A 21037-nucleotide genomic window follows, 5' to 3' on the forward strand; every position below is an offset into this window, starting at 1 on the left:
CGACGGACTATCGGGTCAGCCCTTCTGCCCGATCCGCCCCTCGGAGCCGTCGAGCAGTCGGCGGATGTTGGGAGCGTGCTTCCACCATAGCAGGATCGCGAGCACGAGGAAGAGCAGCGCAACCGCAGGCTGTCCCGCCGCCCACAGGACGATGGGTGTCGCGGCCGAGGCGGCGAGCGCGGCGAGCGACGAGTATTTCAACGTGAAGGCGAGGCCGAGCCAGATCGCCGCGAAGGCGGCGAGGCCGATGGGGCTGAAGGCGAGGAGCACGCCGAGGAAAGTGGCGACTCCTTTGCCCCCCTTGAACCCGAGCCAGACCGGGAAGAGGTGGCCGAGGAAGGCGCCGAGCCCCGCCGCCAGAGCGGCACCCTCGCCGAAGCGGGCGGCCACCAGCACGGCGAGGGTGCCCTTCAGCGCATCGCCGAGCAGGGTCGCGGCGGCGAGCCCCTTGCGGCCGGTGCGCAGCACGTTGGTGGCGCCGATATTCCCCGAGCCGATGGCGCGGACGTCGCCGAGGCCAGCGAACCGCGTGACGATCAACCCGAACGGAATCGAGCCGGCGAGATAGCCGCCGGCCAGACTCGCGAGCAGGAGCGGCCAGCCGGCATCGAGCAGAAGGGTCACGCCGCCGCCTCCGTACCCTGCACCGCCCGGAAGACGATGCGCCCGCCGACCATGGTCAGGATCGCCGCCCCCTGTAGCCGCGCCTCGTCGAAGGGCGAGTTCTTGGAGCGCGACTTGAGGCGCCGCTTGTCGAGCACGTAGGGCAGGTCGGGGTCGATCAGCACCAGATCGGCCGGCGCGCCGACGGCGAGGCGCCCGGCCTCGCGCCGCAGGATCGCCGCCGGGGTGACGGTGAGGGCCTCCAGCAGGCGCGGCAGCGCCACGTCGCCGGTATGGACGAGGCGGAGCGCCGCGCCGAGCAGGGTCTCGATGCCGAGCGCCCCGTCGGCGGCCTCGGCGAAGGGCAGGCGCTTGGTCTCGACATCCTGAGGATTGTGATCGGAGACGATGACGTCGATCACCCCCTCGTTCAGGGCTTCCACCAAAGCGAGGCGGTCGGTCTCGTGCCGCAACGGCGGCGAGAGCCGGCAGAAGGTGCGGTAATGGCCGATATCGCCCTCGTTGAGGACGAGGTTGTTCACCGAGGCGCCGCAGGTCACGGGCAGGCCGTCGTGCTTGGCCCGCCGCACGATCTCCACCGAATCGGCACAGGAGATCATGGCGGCGTGGTAGCGGCCGCCGGTGAGGCGCACGAGGCGGATGTCGCGCTCCAGCATCACCGTCTCGGCCTCCCGCGGGATGCCGACGAGGCCGAGGCGCGAGGCCATCTCGCCCTCGTTCATCACGCCCTCACCGACGAGGTCGGGCTCCTCCACGTGCTGCATCAGCAGGGCGTCGAAATCGCGGGCATAGGTGAGGGCGCGGCGCATCACCTGGGCGTTGCGAACGGCCTTGAGGCCATCGGTGAAGGCGACGGCTCCCGCCTCCTGCAGCAGGCCGAACTCGGTCATCTCCTGGCCGGCCAGCCCTTTGGTGATGGCGGCGGCGGGCAGGACTGTGACGCAGGCCGTGTCGCGGGCGCGGCGCAGGACGAAATCGACGATGGCCGGCCCGTCGATGACCGGGTTGGTGTCCGGCATGCAGACGAGGGTGGTGACCCCGCCCGCCGCCGCCGCCGCGCTGGCGCTGGCCAGGGTCTCTCGGTGCTCGGCGCCCGGCTCGCCGACGAAGGCGCGGAGATCCACGAGGCCGGGGCTCAGGACATGCCCGCCGCAATCGACGATCTCGGCGCCCTCGGGGGCAGCGGGTGACGCGCCCCAGGCGATATCGGCGATGCGGCCGTCGCGCACGAGGACATGCCCCGGCCCCTCACGGCTCGTGGCCGGATCGAGGAGGCTGGCGTTCATCAAGAGGAGAGGTCGAGAGATCATGGTGCAGCGTTATCGTGTGTTGGGCAGTCTTGCACCATGGAGCTTTCCACTGGCCGGTCGCGATTCATCGTGCCGCTCGACGTCTGTTGATGGCCCAACCCATCCAGCAAATAAGCCCGACCTGCAAAGCCAATAGCATCGGGGCGACTATGTCGCCTGACAGATCGAAAGCGATCCCAAGCGCTATCAATGCAAGGGCGCCGATGAAACCGGTGGCCATCCCGCGGAACAAGATGGTTGCCAAGTTGGGCGTATCGGTGAACCACCGCTCCAGCCAAAACCAGACACTCAGCATGTCGTCGGGGTTTCGCAACCCTCTCCATGGGAACGCGGCGTATGCGAATCTCGCCTCAATCGGCCGCCTCGCACCGAAGCTGCGCGGTGCCCGCCTGGTAGCGCCGCAGGTCACCGGCGCGCATGTTCTTGTGGTCGGCGCAGCAGCCATTCGCCTTGTGCGGCTTACAGAGCAGGCAGCCGGCACGGGCGCTCTTGGGGCGTTTCCTTTTGTGGTGCATGGCAGCCTCCTGGGGATGGGGTGAAGCGCATGTGCCGTCACGCTCACGCGTTCGGCAGATGCGTCGCGAGGGCTTCGAGGACCGCCATGCGGACGGCGACCCCCATCTCCACCTGCTCGCGGATCAGGGATTGCGCCCCGTCGGCGATCTCGGACGAGATCTCGACGCCGCGGTTCATGGGTCCCGGATGCATCACCAGGGCGTCGGGCGCGGCCAGCGCCAGCTTCTCGGCATCGAGGCCGAAATAGCGGAAATACTCCTTCACCGAGGGGACGAAGGATCCGTTCATGCGCTCGCGCTGGAGCCGCAGCATCATCACGATGTCGCAGCCCTCGAGCCCCTTGCGCATGTCGGTGAAGACCTCGACGCCGAAGCGCTCGATCCCGGTGGGGAGCAGCGTCGAGGGGCCGATGACCCGCACGCGGGCGCCCATGGCCTGGAGCAGGATGATGTTGGAGCGGGCGACGCGGCTGTGCAGGACGTCGCCGCAGATCGCGACCCTCAAGCCCTCGATCCGCCCCTTGTTGCGGCGGATGGTGAGCGCGTCGAGGAGGGCCTGGGTCGGGTGCTCGTGGGCTCCGTCGCCGGCATTGACCACCGAACAATCGACCTTGCGGGCCAGGAGATGCACGGCGCCGGCGGAGTGGTGGCGCACGACGATGATGTCGGGCCGCATGGCGTTGAGGGTGGCGGCCGTGTCGATGAGGGTCTCGCCCTTCTTCACCGAGGACGAGGCCACCGACATGTTCATGACGTCGGCGCCGAGACGCTTGCCCGCGAGTTCGAACGAACTCTGGGTGCGCGTCGAGGGCTCGAAGAACAGGTTGATCTGGGTGCGGCCGCGCAGGGTGGTGCGCTTCTTCTCCACCTGGCGGGAGAGGGACACGGCATCCTCCGCCCGGTCGAGGAGGGCCTCGATATCGGGGCGCGACAGCCCTTCGATGCCGAGAAGGTGCCGATGGGGGAAGGAGGCGGGTGCGACGGTCATTCTGAGACCATGGCTATAGGGAGGCGAACGGGGAGCGGCAAGGAGCGATGGGCCGGGGACCGGTCGCTTGCTGCCGCGGCGTGACGGGGGCGTGTAACCTTTCCGCCCCGTGGCTCGTAGTCTCCTTTAGAATGCGCCCTCCGGCTGACTCAGATGGGCGCGATTCGTGATCGAGGCCGGAGTCCGCCCCTTGGCAGCCAGCACGACGAGACGGCCCGACGAGCGGATCGAGACGATCCGCCGCCGCTGGGTCTTCCGCCACCCCGCGGTGATCCGGGCCGCCCACTGGATCAACCTCGTCTGCCTCGCCGTGCTGCTGATGAGCGGGCTGCAGATCTTCAACGCCCATCCGGCTTTGTACTGGGGCTCGGCCTCGACCTTCGACGCGCCGCTCCTCGCCGTCACGAACGACGAGACGACGGAGGGCGCGGCGCGGGGGATCGTCAGGATCGGCGATCACACGGTCGACACGACCGGCTGGCTCGGCCTCTCCACCGCGCAGGGCCAAACCACGGGCAGGGCCTTCCCCGCCTGGATCACCCTGCCGGCGCACCAGGACCTCGCCACCGGGCGCCGCTGGCACTTCCTGTTCGCCTGGGCCTTCTTCATCAATGGGCTGATCTATCTCATCTACGGCATCGAGAGCGGCCAGCTGCGCCGCCGGATCGTGCCCCAGAGAGACCAGATCCGGCATCTCGGCGGCTCGATCCGCGAGCACCTCACCCTGACCTTCCCGAAGGGCGAGGAGGCCCGGCGCTACAACACGCTGCAGAAACTGAGCTATTTCGTCGTCATCGTCCTCCTCCTGCCGATGATGCTGCTCACGGGCCTCGCCATGTCGCCGGGTTTCAACGCCGTGCTGCCCCTGCCCGCCCTGTTCGGCGGCCGGCAATCGGCCCGGACCGTCCACTTCATCGTCACGAACCTGCTCGTGCTGTTCACCCTCGTCCATGTGGCGCTCGTGCTGGTCTCGGGGGCCTGGAACAACCTGCGCGGCATGGTCACCGGCTGGTTCGTCATCGAGACCACCAAGACCTCCGATCCGGGCAAGACTTCCTACCCTGGCAAGACCTCCTATCCGGGCAAGACCTCCTATCCGGGGAAGGGCCGATGACGCGCGCTCCCAACCGTCGCGGCATCCTCACCGGCGTGGCCGGCCTGGTGGGTTCCGCCGTCCTCGGCGGCTGCGACCGCATCGCCGTCAGCGATTGGGGCCGGCGCACGCTGAAGCTCGGGGAGGATGCCAACCTGTTCGTGCAGCGCCTGCTTCTGACGCCGACCTCCCTCGCCCACGAGTTCGACGAGGGCGACATCTCGCCCCGGTTCAAGCCGAACGGGACGATCGACCCTCCGGACGACGGCTACAAGGCCCTGGTGCAGGCCGGATTCGCGACCTTCAGACTGAGGATCGACGGCCTCGTCGAACAGCCGCAGGACCTGTCCCTCGCGGACCTGCGTGCCCTGCCCTCGCGGACCCAGATCACCCGGCACGATTGCGTCGAGGGGTGGAGCGCCATCGGCAAATGGACGGGCGTCCCGCTCGGCGAAGTCCTGACCCGGGCGAGGCTGAAGCCGAACGCACGCTACGTCGTGTTCCATTGCGCCGACACGATGGAGATGGCCGGTGGCGGTCTCGAGGGCGGGGACGTGGCGGAGATAGAGGCCGGCGATGGCGGTCCGAACGGCCGTCCGATCCGGTACTACGAGAGCATCGACCTCACCGACGCCTTCCACCCGCAGACGATCCTGGCCTACGACATGAACGGCAAGGCCCTGCCCGTCTCGAACGGCGCCCCCTTGCGCCTGCGGGTCGAGCGCCAGCTCGGCTACAAACACGCCAAATACGTCATGCGGATCGAGGTGGTGGAGCGCCTGTCCGGGATCGGCGACGGCCAGGGCGGCTACTGGGAGGATCGCGGCTACGAATGGTATGCGGGGATCTGACGGGTACCGCATCTTGCAACGGCACCGCCTCCTCCCGATTTGACAACCCCGCGCCCTTGACCCACTTGTCCCCCGCAAAGCGCCGGGCCGACCATGGTGCCAGGCCACGTTCGAAGTCTTGCACACAATCTGTGAGTCCCGGTGGGAGAAACCCCGCCGGCTGCGAGTCCCGGCGGCAGCTCGGGCGCTGACGAGAGGCTGATCCGCACATGAAAGTCGTCGTCGTCGAGTCGCCGGCCAAGGCCAAGACGATCAACAAGTATCTCGGCCGCGACTACGAGGTGCTCGCCTCGTTCGGCCATATCCGCGACCTTCCCGCCAAGGACGGTTCCGTCGACCCGGAGGCGGATTTCCGCATGCTCTGGGAGCTCGACGACCGCGGCTCGAAGCGCGTTTCGGAGATCGTCAGGGCACTCAAGGGCGCCGATGGCCTGATCCTCGCCACCGATCCGGATCGCGAGGGCGAGGCCATCTCCTGGCACGTGGTCGAGGCCCTCAACGCCCGCAAGGCGATCAAGGGCATGCCGATCGAGCGCGTGACCTTCAACGCCATCACCAAGGCGGCGGTGGACACCGCCATGCGCAATCCGCGCCAGATCGACCAGGCCCTGGTGGACGCCTATCTGGCGCGTCGCGCCCTGGATTATCTCGTCGGCTTCAACCTCTCGCCGGTACTCTGGCGCAAGCTGCCCGGAGCCCGTTCGGCCGGCCGCGTCCAGTCCGTGGCGCTGCGCCTCGTCTGCGAGCGCGAGCGCGAGATCGAGACGTTCAAGCCCCGCGAGTACTGGTCGCTGGTGGCGACCCTGGTGACCCAGGACGGCGCGGTGTTCGAGGCGCGTCTCGTGGGTGCCGACGGCAAGCGCATCCAGCGTCTCGATGTCGGCAACGGCGAGGACGCCGCCGCGTTCAAGCGCGACCTCGAACTCGCCACGTTCCAGGTCGGCAGCGTCGAGGCCAAGCCCGCCAAGCGTCATCCGGCCCCGCCCTTCACCACCTCCACACTCCAGCAGGAGGCCTCGCGCAAGCTCGGGATGGCGCCGGCCCAGACCATGCGGGCGGCGCAGAAGCTCTACGAGGGTGTCGAGATCGGCGGTGAGACCGTGGGTCTGATCACCTACATGCGGACCGACGGCGTCGACATGGCCCCCGAGGCCATCGCCGACGCACGCCGCGTCATCGGCAAGGAATACGGCGAGCGCTACCTCCCCGACGTCCCGCGCCGCTACAGTGCCAAGGCCAAGAACGCGCAGGAAGCCCACGAGGCGGTGCGCCCCACGGATATGAGCCGGCTACCCAAATCCGTAGCCCGCTATGTGGATGCGGAGCAAGCCAAGCTCTACGACCTGATCTGGACCCGCACGGTGGCGAGCCAGATGGAATCGGCCGAGCTCGAGCGCACCACCGTCGACATCGTCGCCTCCGTCGGCCCTCGCAAGATCGAGCTGCGTGCCACCGGTCAGGTGGTGAAGTTCGACGGCTTCCTCACCCTCTACCAGGAGGGCAAGGACGACGAGGAGGACGAGGACGGCAAGCGCCTGCCGCCGATGAAGGCGGGCGACGCGCTCAAGCGCGAGCGCATCGTCTCGACCCAGCATTTCACCGAGCCGCCGCCGCGCTTCTCAGAGGCCAGCCTCGTGAAGCGGATGGAGGAACTCGGCATCGGCCGGCCCTCGACCTATGCCGCCGTGCTGCAGACCCTGCGCGACCGCGAATACGTACGGATCGAGAAGAAGCGCCTGGTGGCCGAGGACAAGGGGCGCCTCGTCACCGGCTTCCTGGAGAGCTTCTTCAAGCGCTACGTCGAGTACGATTTCACCGCCGATCTCGAGACCCAGCTCGACCGGGTCTCCAACGCCGAGATCGACTGGCGCGAGGTGTTGCGCGATTTCTGGAAGGACTTCTCGGCCGCGATCTCCGGCACCAAGGAGCTCCGCGTCACCGAGGTACTCGATGCCCTGAACGACCTCCTCGGGGCGCACATCTTCCCCGAGAAGGCGGACGGCTCGAACCCGCGCACCTGCCCGACCTGCGGCAGCGGTCAGCTCTCGCTGAAGCTCGGCAAGTTCGGTGCCTTCGTCGGTTGCTCGAACTATCCCGAGTGCAAGTATACCCGCCAGCTCGCGGCCAACGCCGTTGAGGGCGAGGGCGACGGCACCTCCGGCGGCGGTCAGCCCGGCACGCGGGTGCTCGGCGACGATCCGGTCACCGGCATGTCCGTCACTTTGCGCGATGGGCGCTTCGGTCCCTTCGTCCAGCTCGGCGAAGCCTCCACCGACAAGGAAGCGCCCAAGCCCAAGCGTTCGTCCCTGCCGAAGGGATTGAGCCCCTCCGACGTCGATCTGGAAAAGGCGCTGCGTCTCCTCGCCCTCCCCCGCGAAGTGGCGAGGCACCCTGAGAGCGGCGAGCCGATCCTGGCCAATCTCGGCCGGTTCGGTCCTTACGTGCAGCATGGGAAGATGTACGCCAATCTCGGCCGCGACGACGACGTGCTGGAGATCGGCGCCAACCGCGCCATCGACCTCATCGTCGCCAAGGAGCAGGGCGGCGGACGCCGTGGCCCGGCCTCCGATCCCGGCCGGGCGCTCGGCAACCATCCCGAGACCGGCAAGGCCATCGTGGTGAAGTCGGGCAAGTACGGCCCCTACGTCACCGACGGCACCACCAACGCGACGCTGCCCAAAACGCTCGCCGCCGACGACATCGCCCTGCCCCAGGCGCTGGAGCTGATCGCCGCCCGCGAGGCGGCGGGCGGCGGCAAGAAGAAGGCCCCGGCCCGCAAGACGGCGACCAAGACCGCCGCCAAGGCGGGAACGGCGAAGGCTCCCGCAAAGAAGGCGGCGGGGACCAAGGCGGCAGCCGGGACGGCGGCGAAGAGCACGGCGACCGCTGCCAAGACGAGCACTCCCAAGACCACCACTCCCAAGACCACCACGGCAAAGAAGCCGGCGGCAAAGACGGCCGCACGCAAGAAGGCCTGATCCGTCGACTCGTCGAGGATGGGCGTCGCGGCTCTCTCCCCGCATGCGGGGAGAGAGGATGCGCTTTTGCGAGCGGCCGGGACAAGGACCGTTGAGCGTTATGGCCCTGGACGCCGGGGCGGATTGCGCTATCGCTCGCGCCCGAGGAAACGGCGAGACACGGGCGGCCCTACGCGATGCGCTCTCTGAAGGTCCGGTTCGCGCTGCTGCTCGGCGGCGCCGCGTTGCTGGTGATCCTGGCGGCGCTCGGGGTGCTGGGCTCCATCGGCGCGGCCGAGCGCACCATCGACCGGACGCTCGCGGCGCAGGCGCGGCTCGAACTCCTGGTGGAACTGTCCGGCCGCATGACCCAGTACGGCCTCGCCGCGCTGGAGACGGTGAGCAACCCCGATGCCCAGCCCGAAGGGCTCGCCATCGCCCGCACCAATGTCGACCGGGCGCTCGTCGCCGTCGACGAGGCGCTGGGCAAGAGCATCGCCGTCAGCGACAATCCCCTCGACCGGATGCAGTACGCCGCGCGCACGCGACCGCTGGCCCAGCTCCGCTCGGCCCGCGCCATCCTCGACCGGCAGGTCTCCCAGGTCCTGCGCCAATCCGAGGAGGATCAGCGGCGCAACTCCATCCGCGGTGCCTTGAACGGGTTCGGCGCCATGACCGGCCAGCCGCTCTCCTTCCTCATCGAGGTGGAGCGCCGCTCGATGATCGCGGGTTCGGACGAGGCGCGCCAGCTCTCAGCGACCCTGCGGATCGCGTCGCTCGCCGCCGTCATCCTGGCACTGGCCCTGGTCTTCGTCCTGTACCGTGCGGTGACCCGGCCGACCTTGGCGCGGATCGAGGCGGTGCGACAGGCGGCGGGTGCCGTCGGGCGCGGTGAGCTCGACACGCGCCTCTCCGTGGCGACACGGGACGAGCTCGGCCTGCTGGTGGCGAATTTCAACCGCATGGCCGCACGCCTCGCCCGACGCGAAGGGCGGCTCGCCGCCGACCGCGCCGCCCTCGAGGACACGGTGGAGGCGAGGACCACCGACCTGCGCGCCGCCAACGAGCGCCTGGAGGCAGTGGACCGCTCGCGCCGGCGCTTCTTCGCCGATGTCAGCCACGAGCTGCGCACGCCGCTCACCGTGATCCTCGGCGAATGCGACATCGCCGCCCGCTCGGCAGGCCGGGCGGGGGTCGATTACGCCCCGGTCTTCGCCACCATCCGCAAGCGGGCGCTGCGCCTGCAGCGCCGGGTCGAGGATCTGCTGCGGGTCGCGCGCTCCGAATCCGGCCAGATCGAGCTCGACCGGCGCGCCGCAAGCGCCCTCGCCATCCTCACCGACGCCGTGGACAGCGCCGCCTCCGAGGCGGCGCGCCGGCGGGTGAGCCTCATCCTCGACCCCGCCCCCCGCGACGCGACGCTTCTCGCTGACCGGGAATGGCTGCGGCAGGTGGTGGAGAGCCTGATCGACAACGCCCTGCGGCACGCCACGGGGCTGACACGGGTGGTGGTCGCACTCGCCGTCGACGAGGCACGTTCGGCCACGATCACGGTGACGGATGACGGGGTTGGCTTTCCGGCGGCCGGTGCGGACCTGTTCGAACGCTTCCGGCGGGAAGGCCATTCGGGGGAATCGGGCTTCGGCATCGGCTTGGCACTGGCGCGCTGGGTGACGGAGCGCCATGATGGGGCGATCAACCTCGGGGCCGGCGAGGACGGGACGGGCGCGCGCGTGACGCTCGTCCTGCCCGTCCTCGACCTCGATCCCGAGGACGGACGAGAAACGAAGCGGAAGGACGGCGCCGCATGACGCGAGTGCTCATCGTCGAGGACGACAGCGACATCAGGGCCATGCTGGCGCGGGGCCTGGAGGCCGAAGGGTTCTCCGTGGGGGTGGCCGGCTGCGTCGACGACGCCCTCACCTCCGCCCGTGACGAGGCACCCGGTGCGGTCGTCCTCGACATCACCCTGCCCGACGGGTCGGGCCACGACGTCTGCCGCTCCCTGCGTGAGGGCGGCTATCCCGGCCCGATCCTGTTCCTCTCCGCCCGCGACGAGGTCCGCGACCGGGCCGAAGGCCTGGCGCTCGGGGCCGACGACTACATCGTCAAGCCCTTCGTTTTCGACGAGCTGCTGGCCCGCCTGCAGACGCACCTCCTGCGCCGCAAGGAATCGGACCAGCCGCGCACCATCGTCACCGCCGGAAAGCTCGTCCTCGATCTCAACATCCGGCAGGTCTCCCTCGGGGATGCGACCGCGCGCCTCACGCCCCGCGAATCGGAGTTGTTGGCCCTGTTGATGGACAAGGCCAACCAGCCGGTGTCGCGCGGGGACATCTTCGACAAGCTCTGGGCCGGCCAGGGCGGCCTGTCGCTGAATGTCGTCGACGTCTACGTGGGTTACCTGCGCACCAAGCTCTCGGATTTCGTCCGCTTCGGCGGTCCGGTCATCGTCACGGTGCGGGGGCGCGGCTTCATGCTCGACCTGCGGGGCCAAGATTTCCGCCATTGAGCGTGATGCGTTTTCTCGCCGTATCGCGGGACGATCCGGCAATTTATCGCTTGAAGAGTCCGGTGGAATTGTCGATATAGCTCCCGCGACAGAAATGACTGCGCCGTCAGTGTCTTAGGATCTCCTTAATACGAGATCCGGATGCTGCTGACGTCCAAGAAACATACCGAGGAGAAACACCATGACCTGGGCTGCCCCCGTCGTTTCCGAGATCTGTGTCGGCATGGAAGTCACCAGCTACGAGTCGGCTGAGATCGACACCTTCAACTGAGATATCGCGTCGCGCGTGAGGATCGAGGCAGCGCCGGTTCAGCCATGCATGTCGTGATCCTCGGCTCGGCCGCGGGCGGCGGCCTTCCCCAGTGGAATTGCCGCTGCCCCATCTGCTCGCTCGCCCGGGAGGATTCCTCCAGGGTGCGCCCACGAACCCAGTCGAGCATCGCCGTGTCGCCCGATGGCGAGCGGTGGCTCCTGGTGAACGCCTCCCCGGACATCCGGCAGCAACTCTTCGACAATCCGGCGATGCATCCGCAGGAGGGCCTGCGTCACTCGCCGATCCATGCCGTGCTCCTCACCAACGGCGATGTCGACCACGTGGCGGGGTTGCTGACCCTGCGCGAGGGCCAGCCCTACACACTCTACGCCACCTCCGGCATCCTCGATTCCGTCAACGCCAACCGGGTCTTCGACGTGATGGCGGCCGACGTGGTGACGCGCGAGAAGATCGCGCTCGACCACGCGTTCGAACCGGTCCCCGGCCTCACCGTCACGCTGTTCGCGGTGCCGGGCAAGGTGCCGCTCTGGCTCGAGGACGAGACCATGGAGATCGGCGCCGAGACCGAGACGACGGTGGGCGCGATGATCGAGGGGAATGGGCGCCGCCTCGCCTACATTCCCGGCTGCGCGCGCGTCACGGACGGGCTGAAGCAACGCATCTCGGGCGTCGATGCGCTTCTGTTCGACGGGACGGTGCTCCTCGACGACGACATGATCCGCGCCGGGGTCGGCGTGAAGACCGGATGGCGCATGGGCCACGTGCCGATGACGGGACAGGGCGGATCGATCGCGGCGCTGGCCGAGGTGGAGATCGGCCGCCGGGTCTTCGTCCATATCAACAACACCAATCCGGTGCTGGTGGAGGGCTCCGCCGAACGGAGATCGGTGGAGGCCGAGGGCTGGACAGTGGCCCATGACGGGTTGACCCTGTCACTCTAGCCGAATGCACGGCTGGCATTTTAATGCCGCCGCCTTATATTGTGTCCAATGGGATTGTGCGTTCGTTATCCGTGGTCTTCACGGCTGTCGGCGCCATCTGTAAGAAAAGTTCCGACCGTCGCCCTTCGTCGAAACGCCGAGCCACGCCATGACCGCGCCCTTCCCCACGCCCAAGACCGACGCGTCCCAGCGCCTGCTCAGCCCCGAGGAACTCGAGACGGCGTTGCGCGACATCGGCGCACGGCGCTATCACAACCTGCATCCGTTCCATCGCCTGTTGCACGACGGCAAGCTGAACAAGGATCAGGTCCGGGCCTGGGCGCTCAACCGCTATTATTACCAGGCGATGATCCCGGTGAAGGACGCCGCCGTGCTCGCCCGCATGGAGGATGCGAGCCTGCGCCGCGTGTGGCGCCAGCGCATCGTCGACCATGATGGCGACGCGCCCGGAGACGGCGGTATCGAGCGTTGGCTGAAACTCGCCGAGGGCGTCGGTTTCCGTCGCGACTACGTGGAATCGACGCAAGGGATCCTGTCGGCGACCCGCTTCTCGGTGGATGCCTACGTGCATTTCGTGAAGGAGCGCTCGCTGCTGGAGGCCATCGCCTCCTCGCTCACCGAGATGTTCTCGCCGACGATCATCTCCGAGCGCGTGGCCGGGATGCTGAAGAACTATGATTTCATCACCAAGGACACGCTGGCCTATTTCGACAAGCGCCTGACCCAGGCCCCGCGCGATGCGGAATTCGCCATCGACTACGTCAAGCAGCACGCCACCACGCCCGAACTGCAGCGTCAGGCCATGGCCGCGCTGACCTTCAAGTGTAACGTGCTCTGGACGCAGCTCGACGCGCTCTACTTCTCCTATGTGGCTCCGGGCATGACCCCGCCGGATGCCTGGACGCCCGGCACCGGCCTCGTCGCCGAAGTGGCGCAGGCGGCCGGCACCGGCACGGTCCGGTCGGGCGACGTGCCACGCCTGCCCCGTGGCGTGCGCCTGCGCCACGACGAGGTCCGCGGTCAGCATGTGCTGCTGGCGCCCGAGCGCACCTTCGACCTCGACGCCAATGCCGTGGCGGTCCTGTCGCTGGTCGATGGCCAGCGCAGCGTGCGGGACATTGCAGTGAAGCTCGCCGAGACCTTCACCGCCGACCCGGACGTGATCGAGGCCGACGTCCTGGCCATGCTCAACGACCTCGCCACGAAACGGGTTCTGGAGCGATGAACGCCATCACGCCGAATACCCCTTCCCTGCCGGCTCCGGTCGGGCTCCTCGCGGAGCTGACCCATCGCTGTCCCCTGCGCTGTCCCTATTGCTCGAACCCGCTCGAACTCGACCGGCGCTCGGGCGAGCTGGACACGGCGACGTGGCAGCGGGTGCTGACGGAAGCGGCGGGTCTCGGCGTGCTGCATGTCCACCTCTCCGGCGGCGAGCCCACGGCCCGCAGCGACATCGTCGAGATCACCCAGACCTGCGCCAAGCTGGGCCTGTATTCCAATCTCATCACCTCGGGCGTCGGCGGTGCCCTGGCCAAGCTCGACGCCCTCTACGATGCGGGCCTCGACCACGTGCAGCTCTCGGTGCAAGGCGTCGACGCGGCCAACGCGGAGAAAATCGGCGGCCTGAAAAACGCTCAGCCGCAGAAATTCGCCTTCGCCGAGCGCGTGACGCAGCTCGGCCTGCCGCTGACGCTGAATTCCGTGATCCATCGGGGTAATATCCACGAAGTCGAGGGCTTCATCGACTTGGCCGTCAAGCTCGGCGCCAAACGCCTGGAGGTCGCCCACACCCAGTATTACGGCTGGGCCTATGTGAACCGCGCCGCCCTGATGCCGGACAAGGCCCAGGTCGATCAGTCGATCCGCATCGTCGAGGCGGCGCGCGAGCGGCTGAAGGGCCAGCTCGTCATCGATCTCGTCGTTCCCGACTACTACGCGAAATACCCCAAGGCCTGCGCCGGCGGCTGGGGCCGCAAGCTGATGAACGTGACGCCGGCCGGTAAGGTGCTCCCCTGCCACGCCGCCGAGACCATCAAGCATCTCGAATTCTGGTACGTCTCCGACCATTCGCTCGCCGATATCTGGGCGAACTCCCCGGCTTTCACCGCCTATCGCGGGACGGACTGGATGAAGGAGCCCTGCCGCTCCTGCGATCGGCGCGAGAAGGATTGGGGCGGCTGCCGCTGCCAGGCGCTGGCTCTGGCCGGCGATGCCGCCGCCACCGACCCGGCCTGCTCGCTTTCTCCGCTCCATGCGAAGGTGCGGGAACTCGCCACGGAAGAGGCGGCCGAGACGCCGCCCGACTATGTCTACCGGACGATCGGCAGCAACGTGGACCGCGCTGCGCCGCCGCCCCTGAAAGAGGATGCTCCCCTGTGAAGCCCGTTCTCGTCGCGTTCGCCCTGTCGTTTGCCGGTCTGCCCGCCCTGGCGCAGGGCACGCCCCCGGCAGATGCCCCCGCCGTGACCAAGGCCAACACCGCCACCACGCCCAATGCCTCGGACCTGCTGTTCGAAGAGCCGCAGATGAAGAACGTGGCGCCGGGCTCGACCCTCACCTACGCGTATCTCCGGCGCAGCGGCATCTCCAAGGGTCCGTTCGGCCCGACCATGGACGACCAGATCAAGCTCAACATTGAGCCGGGCGGGGCGCCGGAGAACCGGACGATCCGCGTGCAGATGTTCTCGGGCGCGAACCGATTCCCCGCCGGCCCGTTCAACGACATGCCCGGCAACCCGGTGATGACGCTCTTCCTCGAGCATCACCTCATCGACCTCGCCAAGGTGCTCTCGGCCAACCCGCGCTACATCAAGAACGGCATCCGCAAGGCCCTGCGCGACAACGCGACCGTGACCGCGACGACCGCCACCGTGAAGGGACAGACAGTGGATGCCTGGCGCGTGGAAGTGCAGCCCTTCCTCGACGACAAGATGAAGGACCGTATGCGCGGCCTCGAGAACCTGAAATACACCTTCGTGACGTCGCCCGCCGTGCCCGGCGAACTGCTCTCGATCGAGGCGCAGTCGAAGACGGCGGATGGCGGCGAACTTCTCCAGGAGAACCTGACCTATGATCCGAACGCTGGTTAAAGGCGGCCTTCTCGCCCTCATGCTCGGCCTCGCCGGCGCTCCCGTCCAGGCGGCAGACAGCGAGAACGACTACCCCACCGAGGCGCGGGCGGATTATGTGTTCGGCTGCATGGCGGCCAACGGGCAGTCGCGGGAATCGCTTTCGCGCTGCTCCTGCTCCATCGACGCCCTCGCGTCGATCCTCACCTATGACAAATACGTCCAGGCGAGCACGGTCCTGTCCATGCGCCAGGGCATCGGCGCCCGTTCGAACGAGTTCCGCTCGACGAAGGTATTCGACGACAAGGTCGCGGATCTGCGCCGCGCCCAGGCCGAAGCCGAAATCCGCTGCTATCGCGGCGGGGTGTGACCGGCTCGACCCCTCTCGGATACGGCGATCCCACCTTCTCCCTCATCCCGAGGTGACACGAAGCGGCCTCGAAGGAGCCTTCCCGCGCTCGCGGCGCGATCGGAAGGCCTCCTTCGAGGCCTTCGCTATGCTTCGGCACCTCAGGATGAGGTGGAAGAATGGCATCGTCCTAGTCTACAGCATAGAGATCGATCCCTCGTCGAAGAGCCCCCGTGACGTCTTCTCCTCCGATCCTGAAAGCCCTCCTGCCCGATCTCGGAGAGCGCGTGCTCGTCATGGGCATCCTCAACGTCACCCCGGATTCCTTCTCGGACGGGGGGCGTTTCGAGAATGTGGAAGCGGCGCGCTCCCAGGCCGATGCCCTCGTGGCGGAAGGAGCGGCCCTGGTCGACATCGGCGGGGAATCGACGCGCCCGGGTCATACGCCCGTGTCGGCGGAGGAGGAGCAAGCGCGCATCCTTCCCGTCATCCGGAATCTCGCCCCGCGCCTTGCGGTCCCCATCTCGGTGGACACCTACAAGGCGTCCACCGCCGATGCGGCGCTGGCTGCCGGCGCGCGCATCGTCAACGATGTCTGGGGCCTGCAGCGCGAGCCCGACATCGCCCGCGTGGCCGCAGCCCATGGTGCGCCGGTCATGGTCATGCACAATCGCGAGGCCATCGATCCCGCCATCGACATCGTGGCCGACATGTTGCGCTTCTTCGAGCGCTCCCTCGACATCGCCCGCCGTGCCGGCATCCCGGACGCGGACATCGTGCTCGATCCGGGGATCGGTTTCGGGAAGAGCTGGGCCCAGCATCTCGAAGCCCTGAGGCGCCTGCCGGAACTCAAGGCGCTGGGCTTTCCCGTCCTCGTCGGCGTCTCGCGCAAATCGATGCTCGGGCGCCTGCACGATGCCGAGACGAAGCCGGTGGACCGCCTGATCGGCTCGCTGTCGAGCCATGTCCTCGCCGCCACACTGGGGGCCGACATCGTCCGCGTCCACGACGTGGCTCCCCATGTCGACGCCCTCCGCGTGGTCGACGCCGTGATGCGGACAGCCTCATGACCGACCGCATTCTCGTCGAACGCATCGCCGTCTTCGCCTATCACGGCCTCCTCGAAGAGGAAGCGCGGATCGGCCAACGCTTCTACATCTCCCTCGACTGCCGGATCGACCTGCGGCCGGCGGGCCTGTCGGACGACATGGCGAAGACCGTGAGCTATGCCGATCTCACCGAGATCGTCGTGCGCATCGCCACCACCCGGCGCTTCGCCCTCATCGAAGCTCTGGCCGAGGCCATCGCTGCCGAGATCCTCGAGCGATTCGAGGGCGTGGACAGCATCGTCGTGCGCGTCGACAAGCCGAGCGCGCCGGTCCCGGCGGTGATCGACGGCGTCGCCATCTCGATCTTGCGCAGCCGCGCGGGACTGGCACGATGAGTACCGCCTATCTCGGTCTCGGTAGCAATATCGGCGACAAGGCCGCGACCATCGCCGAGGCGATCCGACGGCTCGAAGCCAGCCCGGGCATCCGGCTCACGGCACGCTCCAGCGACTACCGCACGCCTCCCTGGGGCGATACGGACCAGGACTGGTTCCTCAACGCGGCCATCGCCGTCGAGACCGACCTGACCCCGCACGACCTGCTGGAGACAGGCCTCGCTATCGAGACCGCCATGGGTCGGGTGCGGGAGCGGCGCTGGGGACCGCGCGTCATCGACATCGATGTGCTCTCGTATGAAGGGGCGGCGATCTCGGACGAGCGTCTCGTCCTGCCGCATCGTTTCGTACGGGAACGCGCCTTCGTCCTGGTTCCGCTCGCCGAGATCGCCCCGGATCTCGTCATCGGGCCGGAGACCGTGAGCCAGGCCCTGTCGAAGCTCGACACCGCCGGCATCGTGCGGGACTGAAATCCGGCCGCTCAGGGCCGCAGTTCGACGGGCGTCCCCACATCCACCCGCGCGTAGATGGCGGCCATCTCGTCATTGGCGACGCCGACGCAGCCGCTGGTCCAGTCCTTGAGCCGGTGCAGCCGGCCGAGCCAGGACAAGCCGTTCATGATCCCGTGGATCATGATGTCGCCGCCCGGCTCGTAGCCGCCGTCACGGGCGGCTTTCGTATCGGCCTCGTTCGGATAGGACACTTTCAGGGACAGATGGGCAACGCTGAGGGGGTTGCGATAGGCGATGGAATAGAGCCCCTCCGGCGTGCGCCCGTCACCTTCCCGCTGCTTGTGGCCGATGGGAGAGAAGCCGAGGGAGATGGGATAGGTCGCGAGGACTCGCCCTTCTCGGAACAGGGTCAGGCGCCGGGCCGACTTCTCCACGAGGACGCGGTCGGCGCGCTCGGTCTCGGCGACGAGATCCGGAGCGACGCGGCCAATCTGGGCGCGATCGGCCGCCACGATCCCCACCGCGCCGATGGCGACAAGAGCTGCGACCGTAAGGCCGATCCGCCATCGCTCCATCGCCACCCCTCCCCTCGATCTCGGAGGCTCTTAGCAAACTCCACCGATCGTGACGACCGGCCCCGGCCCGATCTCAGGGCGCGGCCGGCTCGAGGAGCTTGTTGCCTTCGTCCTCCAGCAACGGGACATCGTAGTCGCGCAGGACTTTCTCGATATCGGCCCGGCGTTTGCGCAGGATCGTGTTGAGGCTGCGCTTCCAGTCGTTCTCCTCCATCCGCACGCCCATGGCGATGCGGAAGGTGAGAGCAGGACGATCCGGCTCTTGCAGTAGCGGTACGACCTTCATGGCGACACCGCTCTGCTTGGCGAGCCAACCTGCGGCCGGCCCCCACAGGATCGCCGCGTCGATCTTATTCTCGGCGAGATCGCCGATGACCTCGGCGGAGACAGTCTGGTACTTGCGCGAGGGATCGAGCTGGTAGGGTGCGTAGGCCTTCATCGACGCGATGAGGCCGACCTCGCCCATCCGGTTCACGGGCGGCGTGCCACCGATGACGCCGATGGCCTTACCCTTGAGCTTCGGGTCGTCAAGCTTCGTCACGCCCTCGAGATCACCGTCGCGGGTGACCAGGGCGTAGCTGGAGCGATAATAAGGGTTGGTGTGCTGGACGAGTTCTCCACCGGCGGCCGAACCGATGATCAGGTCGCACAGGCCGGTGCCCAGCGTATTGCGGACGAATCCAGGCCCCTGCGTCAGCCAGTAATAGCGGAGCTTGACCTTGAGTTCGTCGGCGAGGATTGCCGCGATCTTGTTCTCGAACCCGTCCTCCTTGCGCTGGGAGAACGGCATGTTGCCGGGATCTCCGCAGACGCGCAGGACATCGGTGGTGACGAGATCGGGAAGCGACTGCGCAGATGCGGGGCGCACCCCTGCCGAGATCAGCAGGAGCGCGCAAACCGTCGTTGTGAAGGAGCCAAAGCGAGCCATTAGCCGCCCAGGCACTCCTTCTCGGCCTTCTTGGCGGCCTCCGGCTTGTCTTCCTTGTCGGTCGGACGCACGCGCGGCATCGCACCGGAGGCGCGGGCCTTCAGGTAAGTGTAGAGGTCGTCGGCGTAGCACATCACGTTCTTGTTATCGCCGAAGGCGGGCATCACGTTGGTGCCGCTCGAGCTGATGTCCTGCTTGCCACCGGCGATGATGCCGACGAACTCCTCGTAGGACAGGCGCTTGAGCGAATCCTTGAGGGCGGGTGCGTAGGTCGAACCCATGGCGTCGGGACCGTGACACACGTGGCACTCGGCGTGATAGCGGCGGTAGCCGGAATAGGCGTACCAGTCGAACTTCTTGCCGTCGTTGGTGATGTGGTAGGTCGGGGCGCCATCCTTGTCGAAATACTTGCCGTCTTCGACCTTCACCGCCTGATACTTGTCGATCAGCTTGGCGTCCTTCTCAGGAGCATTGGGATCGAGCTGGTTCGCCACGGCGGGATCGGCGGGCTTGGCGTCCTGGGCCTGAACGGCACCGGCGGAGGCGAATGCGAAAACGAGGGCGGCCACGAGCGGACGGATGGCGGCTTTGCTTTGGTACTGCAACGACGTTTCTCCCAGGAGCAACCGTCGACCCGTTCGGTCGACGTTCGAAGTGTTCTTAATAACGATCTAATCATAAAGGTGCCGGCGCGGAAACCCGCGCCGGCACCCTATCGTCTCAGGCTTCGTGCGACCGATTAGTTCGGGAGCGCGAAGACGGTCAGCTGACCACCGAGGTTGGTGTAGTTCGAGAGAGCAGCATAGCCACCCACCGCGCCGAGACCGGCATTCGGGTCGGTCAGACCGGCCGCGAGGCCGATGCCAGCCCAGCCACCGACACCCGACAGGATGCCGACGAACTGCTTGCCCTTGTGCTGGTAGGTCATCACGTTGCCGATGATGCCCGACGGGGTCTTGAACTTGTAGAGTTCCTTGCCGGTCTTGGAGTCAACGGCCTTCAGGTAACCCTCGAGGGTTCCGTAGAACACGATGTCGCCAGCGGTGGCGAGGGCGCCCGACCACACCGAGAACTGCTCCTGGTTCGACCACTTGATCTTACCAGCGACGCCGTCCCAGGCGATGAAGTTACCCATGCCGCCGTGGCTGTTGGGGGCCGGGTACATGGCTAGGGTCGCACCGACGTAGGGCTGACCGGGGGTGTAGGACACCCGGAACGGCTCGTAGTCCATGCAGACGTGGTTGGTGGGCACGTAGAACAGGTTGGTCTTCGGCGAGAACGCAGCAGGCTGCTGGTCCTTGGTGCCGAGGGCCGCGGGGCAGATACCCTTGGAGTTGGTATCTTCACCGTTCTGCTCGGTCGAGTACTTGGCCTGGACGAGCGGACGACCGTAGGTCTTCGAGCCCTTGTCCATGTCGACCTTGGAGGCCCAGTTCACCACCGGATCGAACTTCTCGGCGACCAGGAGCTCGCCGGTGGCGCGATCGAGGGTGTAGCCGAAGCCGTTACGGTCGAAGTGGGTGAGGAGCGGACGATCCTTGCCGTCGACCTTCTGATCCGTGAGGATCATTTCGTTGATACCGTCGTAGTCCCACTCGTCGTGCGGGGTCATCTGGTAGACCCACTTGGCCGCACCCGTGTCGGGGTTACGCGCCCAGATGGTCATGGACCACTTGTTGTCGCCCGGACGCTGCTTGGGGTTCCAGGTCGAGGGGTTGCCCGAACCGTAGTACATCAGGTCGAGCTTGGGGTCGTAGGAGAACCAGCCCCAGGTGCAGCCGCCGCCCGTCTTCCACTGATCGCCTTCCCAGGTCTTCAGCGAGGAATCCTTGCCGACCGGCTTGCCGAGAGACGTCGTCTTCTCCGGGTCCATGATCATGTCGGCATCGGGGCCCTGGGAGTGGCCGCGCCACACCTTCTTGCCCGTCTTGGAATCGTAGGCAGTGACGTGGCAGTTCACGCCGAACTCGCCGCCGGAGATGCCGACGATGATCTTGTCCTTCACGGGAAGAACGGTGGCGGTGTTGGTCTCACCCTTCTTGGGGTCGCCGTTGACGACGGACCAGTTCACCTTGCCGGACTTGGCGTCGAGCGAGACGACGGTGGTGTCGGCCTGGTGCAGGATGATGGCGCCGTCGGCATAGGCCAGGCCACGG

Annotated in this window: 23 protein-coding genes; 14 read left to right on the forward strand and 9 right to left on the reverse strand. The window is 67.4% G+C overall.

Annotated elements, in window-relative coordinates:
* Window positions 1–15 precede the first annotated feature (15 nt).
* The 5 genes from plsY to ASF08_RS22090 all read right to left on the reverse strand — a co-directional run bounded on the left by plsY (window position 16) and on the right by ASF08_RS22090 (window position 3437).
* Window positions 16–624: a glycerol-3-phosphate 1-O-acyltransferase PlsY gene (plsY, locus tag ASF08_RS22075; protein ID WP_056149530.1), complete on the reverse strand. Its 609-nt coding sequence runs from the start codon at window positions 622–624 to the stop codon at window positions 16–18.
* A complete protein-coding gene (locus tag ASF08_RS22080; protein WP_056149532.1) occupies window positions 621–1934 on the reverse strand; it encodes a dihydroorotase in 1314 nt (437 codons plus the stop codon). Before ASF08_RS22080 ends, plsY begins: the two co-directional genes overlap by 4 nt.
* A gap of 64 nt (window positions 1935–1998) precedes the next feature.
* Complete coding sequence (locus ASF08_RS22085; protein ID WP_056149534.1) at window positions 1999–2229, reverse strand: hypothetical protein; 231 nt, start codon at window positions 2227–2229, stop codon at window positions 1999–2001.
* Window positions 2230–2284: 55 nt separating this feature from the next.
* Entirely contained in the window at window positions 2285–2449 is a 165-nt protein-coding gene (locus tag ASF08_RS25120; protein ID WP_156629686.1) for a hypothetical protein, read from the reverse strand.
* Between the two features lie 43 nt (window positions 2450–2492).
* Window positions 2493–3437, reverse strand: coding sequence for an aspartate carbamoyltransferase catalytic subunit (locus ASF08_RS22090; RefSeq protein WP_056149536.1), 945 nt, complete (start codon window positions 3435–3437; stop codon window positions 2493–2495).
* A 190-nt stretch (window positions 3438–3627) separates the two neighbouring features.
* Here ASF08_RS22090 and ASF08_RS22095 point away from each other — a divergent pair, with 190 nt between their 5' ends.
* The 14 genes from ASF08_RS22095 to folK all read left to right on the forward strand — a co-directional run bounded on the left by ASF08_RS22095 (window position 3628) and on the right by folK (window position 17396).
* Window positions 3628–4551: a cytochrome b/b6 domain-containing protein gene (locus ASF08_RS22095; RefSeq protein WP_056149539.1), complete on the forward strand. Its 924-nt coding sequence runs from the start codon at window positions 3628–3630 to the stop codon at window positions 4549–4551.
* Complete coding sequence (locus ASF08_RS22100; protein ID WP_056149540.1) at window positions 4548–5381, forward strand: molybdopterin-binding protein; 834 nt, start codon at window positions 4548–4550, stop codon at window positions 5379–5381. The genes ASF08_RS22095 and ASF08_RS22100 overlap by 4 nt, the downstream gene beginning before the upstream one ends.
* 209 nt (window positions 5382–5590) lie before the next feature.
* Complete coding sequence (topA, locus tag ASF08_RS22105; RefSeq protein WP_056149541.1) at window positions 5591–8359, forward strand: type I DNA topoisomerase; 2769 nt, start codon at window positions 5591–5593, stop codon at window positions 8357–8359.
* 176 nt (window positions 8360–8535) lie between these two features.
* On the forward strand, window positions 8536–10149 hold the full coding sequence (locus tag ASF08_RS22110; protein WP_056149543.1) for a sensor histidine kinase: 1614 nt from the start codon (window positions 8536–8538) through the stop codon (window positions 10147–10149).
* Window positions 10146–10850, forward strand: a complete 705-nt coding sequence (locus ASF08_RS22115) for a response regulator transcription factor (RefSeq protein ID WP_018043603.1) — start codon at window positions 10146–10148, stop codon at window positions 10848–10850. Before ASF08_RS22110 ends, ASF08_RS22115 begins: the two co-directional genes overlap by 4 nt.
* 181 nt (window positions 10851–11031) lie before the next feature.
* Window positions 11032–11121 carry a pyrroloquinoline quinone precursor peptide PqqA gene (gene pqqA, locus ASF08_RS22120; protein WP_018043604.1) on the forward strand — a complete coding sequence of 30 codons (90 nt, stop codon included), beginning with the start codon at window positions 11032–11034 and terminating at the stop codon, window positions 11119–11121.
* A 44-nt stretch (window positions 11122–11165) separates the two neighbouring features.
* The gene (gene pqqB / locus ASF08_RS22125) at window positions 11166–12065 is read left to right on the forward strand and encodes a pyrroloquinoline quinone biosynthesis protein PqqB (RefSeq protein WP_056149544.1); all 900 of its coding nucleotides are present in this window, start codon (window positions 11166–11168) and stop codon (window positions 12063–12065) included.
* A 148-nt stretch (window positions 12066–12213) separates the two neighbouring features.
* Window positions 12214–13290 (forward strand): pyrroloquinoline-quinone synthase PqqC, encoded by a 1077-nt coding sequence (pqqC, locus tag ASF08_RS22130; RefSeq protein ID WP_018043606.1) that lies wholly within the window; start codon window positions 12214–12216, stop codon window positions 13288–13290.
* Window positions 13287–14444 (forward strand): pyrroloquinoline quinone biosynthesis protein PqqE, encoded by a 1158-nt coding sequence (pqqE, locus tag ASF08_RS22135; protein ID WP_056149546.1) that lies wholly within the window; start codon window positions 13287–13289, stop codon window positions 14442–14444. Before pqqC ends, pqqE begins: the two co-directional genes overlap by 4 nt.
* Window positions 14441–15154 carry a hypothetical protein gene (locus ASF08_RS22140; protein ID WP_056149548.1) on the forward strand — a complete coding sequence of 238 codons (714 nt, stop codon included), beginning with the start codon at window positions 14441–14443 and terminating at the stop codon, window positions 15152–15154. Before pqqE ends, ASF08_RS22140 begins: the two co-directional genes overlap by 4 nt.
* Complete coding sequence (locus ASF08_RS22145) at window positions 15135–15503, forward strand: hypothetical protein (protein WP_056149551.1); 369 nt, start codon at window positions 15135–15137, stop codon at window positions 15501–15503. The genes ASF08_RS22140 and ASF08_RS22145 overlap by 20 nt, the downstream gene beginning before the upstream one ends.
* Before the next feature lie 212 nt (window positions 15504–15715).
* On the forward strand, window positions 15716–16552 hold the full coding sequence (gene folP / locus ASF08_RS22150; protein ID WP_056149553.1) for a dihydropteroate synthase: 837 nt from the start codon (window positions 15716–15718) through the stop codon (window positions 16550–16552).
* On the forward strand, window positions 16549–16926 hold the full coding sequence (gene folB, locus ASF08_RS22155) for a dihydroneopterin aldolase (protein ID WP_056149555.1): 378 nt from the start codon (window positions 16549–16551) through the stop codon (window positions 16924–16926). Before folP ends, folB begins: the two co-directional genes overlap by 4 nt.
* Window positions 16923–17396 carry a 2-amino-4-hydroxy-6-hydroxymethyldihydropteridine diphosphokinase gene (gene folK / locus ASF08_RS22160; protein ID WP_056149556.1) on the forward strand — a complete coding sequence of 158 codons (474 nt, stop codon included), beginning with the start codon at window positions 16923–16925 and terminating at the stop codon, window positions 17394–17396. The genes folB and folK overlap by 4 nt, the downstream gene beginning before the upstream one ends.
* Before the next feature lie 11 nt (window positions 17397–17407).
* Here the strand turns inward: folK and ASF08_RS22165 are convergent, their stop codons facing one another.
* The 4 genes from ASF08_RS22165 to ASF08_RS22180 all read right to left on the reverse strand — a co-directional run.
* On the reverse strand, window positions 17408–17953 hold the full coding sequence (locus ASF08_RS22165; RefSeq protein ID WP_056149558.1) for a L,D-transpeptidase family protein: 546 nt from the start codon (window positions 17951–17953) through the stop codon (window positions 17408–17410).
* Between the two features lie 73 nt (window positions 17954–18026).
* Complete coding sequence (xoxJ, locus tag ASF08_RS22170) at window positions 18027–18881, reverse strand: rare earth element methanol dehydrogenase accessory protein XoxJ (RefSeq protein WP_056149559.1); 855 nt, start codon at window positions 18879–18881, stop codon at window positions 18027–18029.
* Complete coding sequence (locus ASF08_RS22175) at window positions 18881–19486, reverse strand: c-type cytochrome, methanol metabolism-related (protein ID WP_018043615.1); 606 nt, start codon at window positions 19484–19486, stop codon at window positions 18881–18883. Before ASF08_RS22175 ends, xoxJ begins: the two co-directional genes overlap by 1 nt.
* 134 nt (window positions 19487–19620) lie before the next feature.
* Window positions 19621–21037, reverse strand: a 1417-nt coding sequence (locus ASF08_RS22180; protein ID WP_244474608.1) for a PQQ-dependent dehydrogenase, methanol/ethanol family, incomplete at its 5' end; no start/stop codon positions are given.

It is taken from the genome of Methylobacterium sp. Leaf85 (genome assembly GCF_001422125.1).
GTDB lineage: Bacteria > Pseudomonadota > Alphaproteobacteria > Rhizobiales > Beijerinckiaceae > Methylobacterium > Methylobacterium bullatum.

Bases quoted from the DNA above. Each gene is read 5' to 3' on its own strand.
- ASF08_RS22080 (WP_056149532.1), bottom strand. From the start codon at position 1,934: ATGATCTCTCGACCTCTCCTCTTGATGAACGCCAGCCTCCTCGATCCG.
- ASF08_RS22085 (WP_056149534.1), bottom strand. From the start codon at position 2,229: ATGCTGAGTGTCTGGTTTTGGCTGGAGCGGTGGTTCACCGATACGCCC.
- ASF08_RS25120 (WP_156629686.1), bottom strand. From the start codon at position 2,449: ATGCACCACAAAAGGAAACGCCCCAAGAGCGCCCGTGCCGGCTGCCTG.
- ASF08_RS22090 (WP_056149536.1), bottom strand. From the start codon at position 3,437: ATGACCGTCGCACCCGCCTCCTTCCCCCATCGGCACCTTCTCGGCATC.
- ASF08_RS22100 (WP_056149540.1), top strand. From the start codon at position 4,548: ATGACGCGCGCTCCCAACCGTCGCGGCATCCTCACCGGCGTGGCCGGC.
- topA (WP_056149541.1), top strand. From the start codon at position 5,591: ATGAAAGTCGTCGTCGTCGAGTCGCCGGCCAAGGCCAAGACGATCAAC.
- ASF08_RS22110 (WP_056149543.1), top strand. From the start codon at position 8,536: ATGCGCTCTCTGAAGGTCCGGTTCGCGCTGCTGCTCGGCGGCGCCGCG.
- ASF08_RS22115 (WP_018043603.1), top strand. From the start codon at position 10,146: ATGACGCGAGTGCTCATCGTCGAGGACGACAGCGACATCAGGGCCATG.
- pqqA (WP_018043604.1), top strand. From the start codon at position 11,032: ATGACCTGGGCTGCCCCCGTCGTTTCCGAGATCTGTGTCGGCATGGAA.
- pqqB (WP_056149544.1), top strand. From the start codon at position 11,166: ATGCATGTCGTGATCCTCGGCTCGGCCGCGGGCGGCGGCCTTCCCCAG.
- pqqC (WP_018043606.1), top strand. From the start codon at position 12,214: ATGACCGCGCCCTTCCCCACGCCCAAGACCGACGCGTCCCAGCGCCTG.
- pqqE (WP_056149546.1), top strand. From the start codon at position 13,287: ATGAACGCCATCACGCCGAATACCCCTTCCCTGCCGGCTCCGGTCGGG.
- ASF08_RS22145 (WP_056149551.1), top strand. From the start codon at position 15,135: ATGATCCGAACGCTGGTTAAAGGCGGCCTTCTCGCCCTCATGCTCGGC.
- folB (WP_056149555.1), top strand. From the start codon at position 16,549: ATGACCGACCGCATTCTCGTCGAACGCATCGCCGTCTTCGCCTATCAC.
- folK (WP_056149556.1), top strand. From the start codon at position 16,923: ATGAGTACCGCCTATCTCGGTCTCGGTAGCAATATCGGCGACAAGGCC.
- ASF08_RS22165 (WP_056149558.1), bottom strand. From the start codon at position 17,953: ATGGAGCGATGGCGGATCGGCCTTACGGTCGCAGCTCTTGTCGCCATC.
- xoxJ (WP_056149559.1), bottom strand. From the start codon at position 18,881: ATGGCTCGCTTTGGCTCCTTCACAACGACGGTTTGCGCGCTCCTGCTG.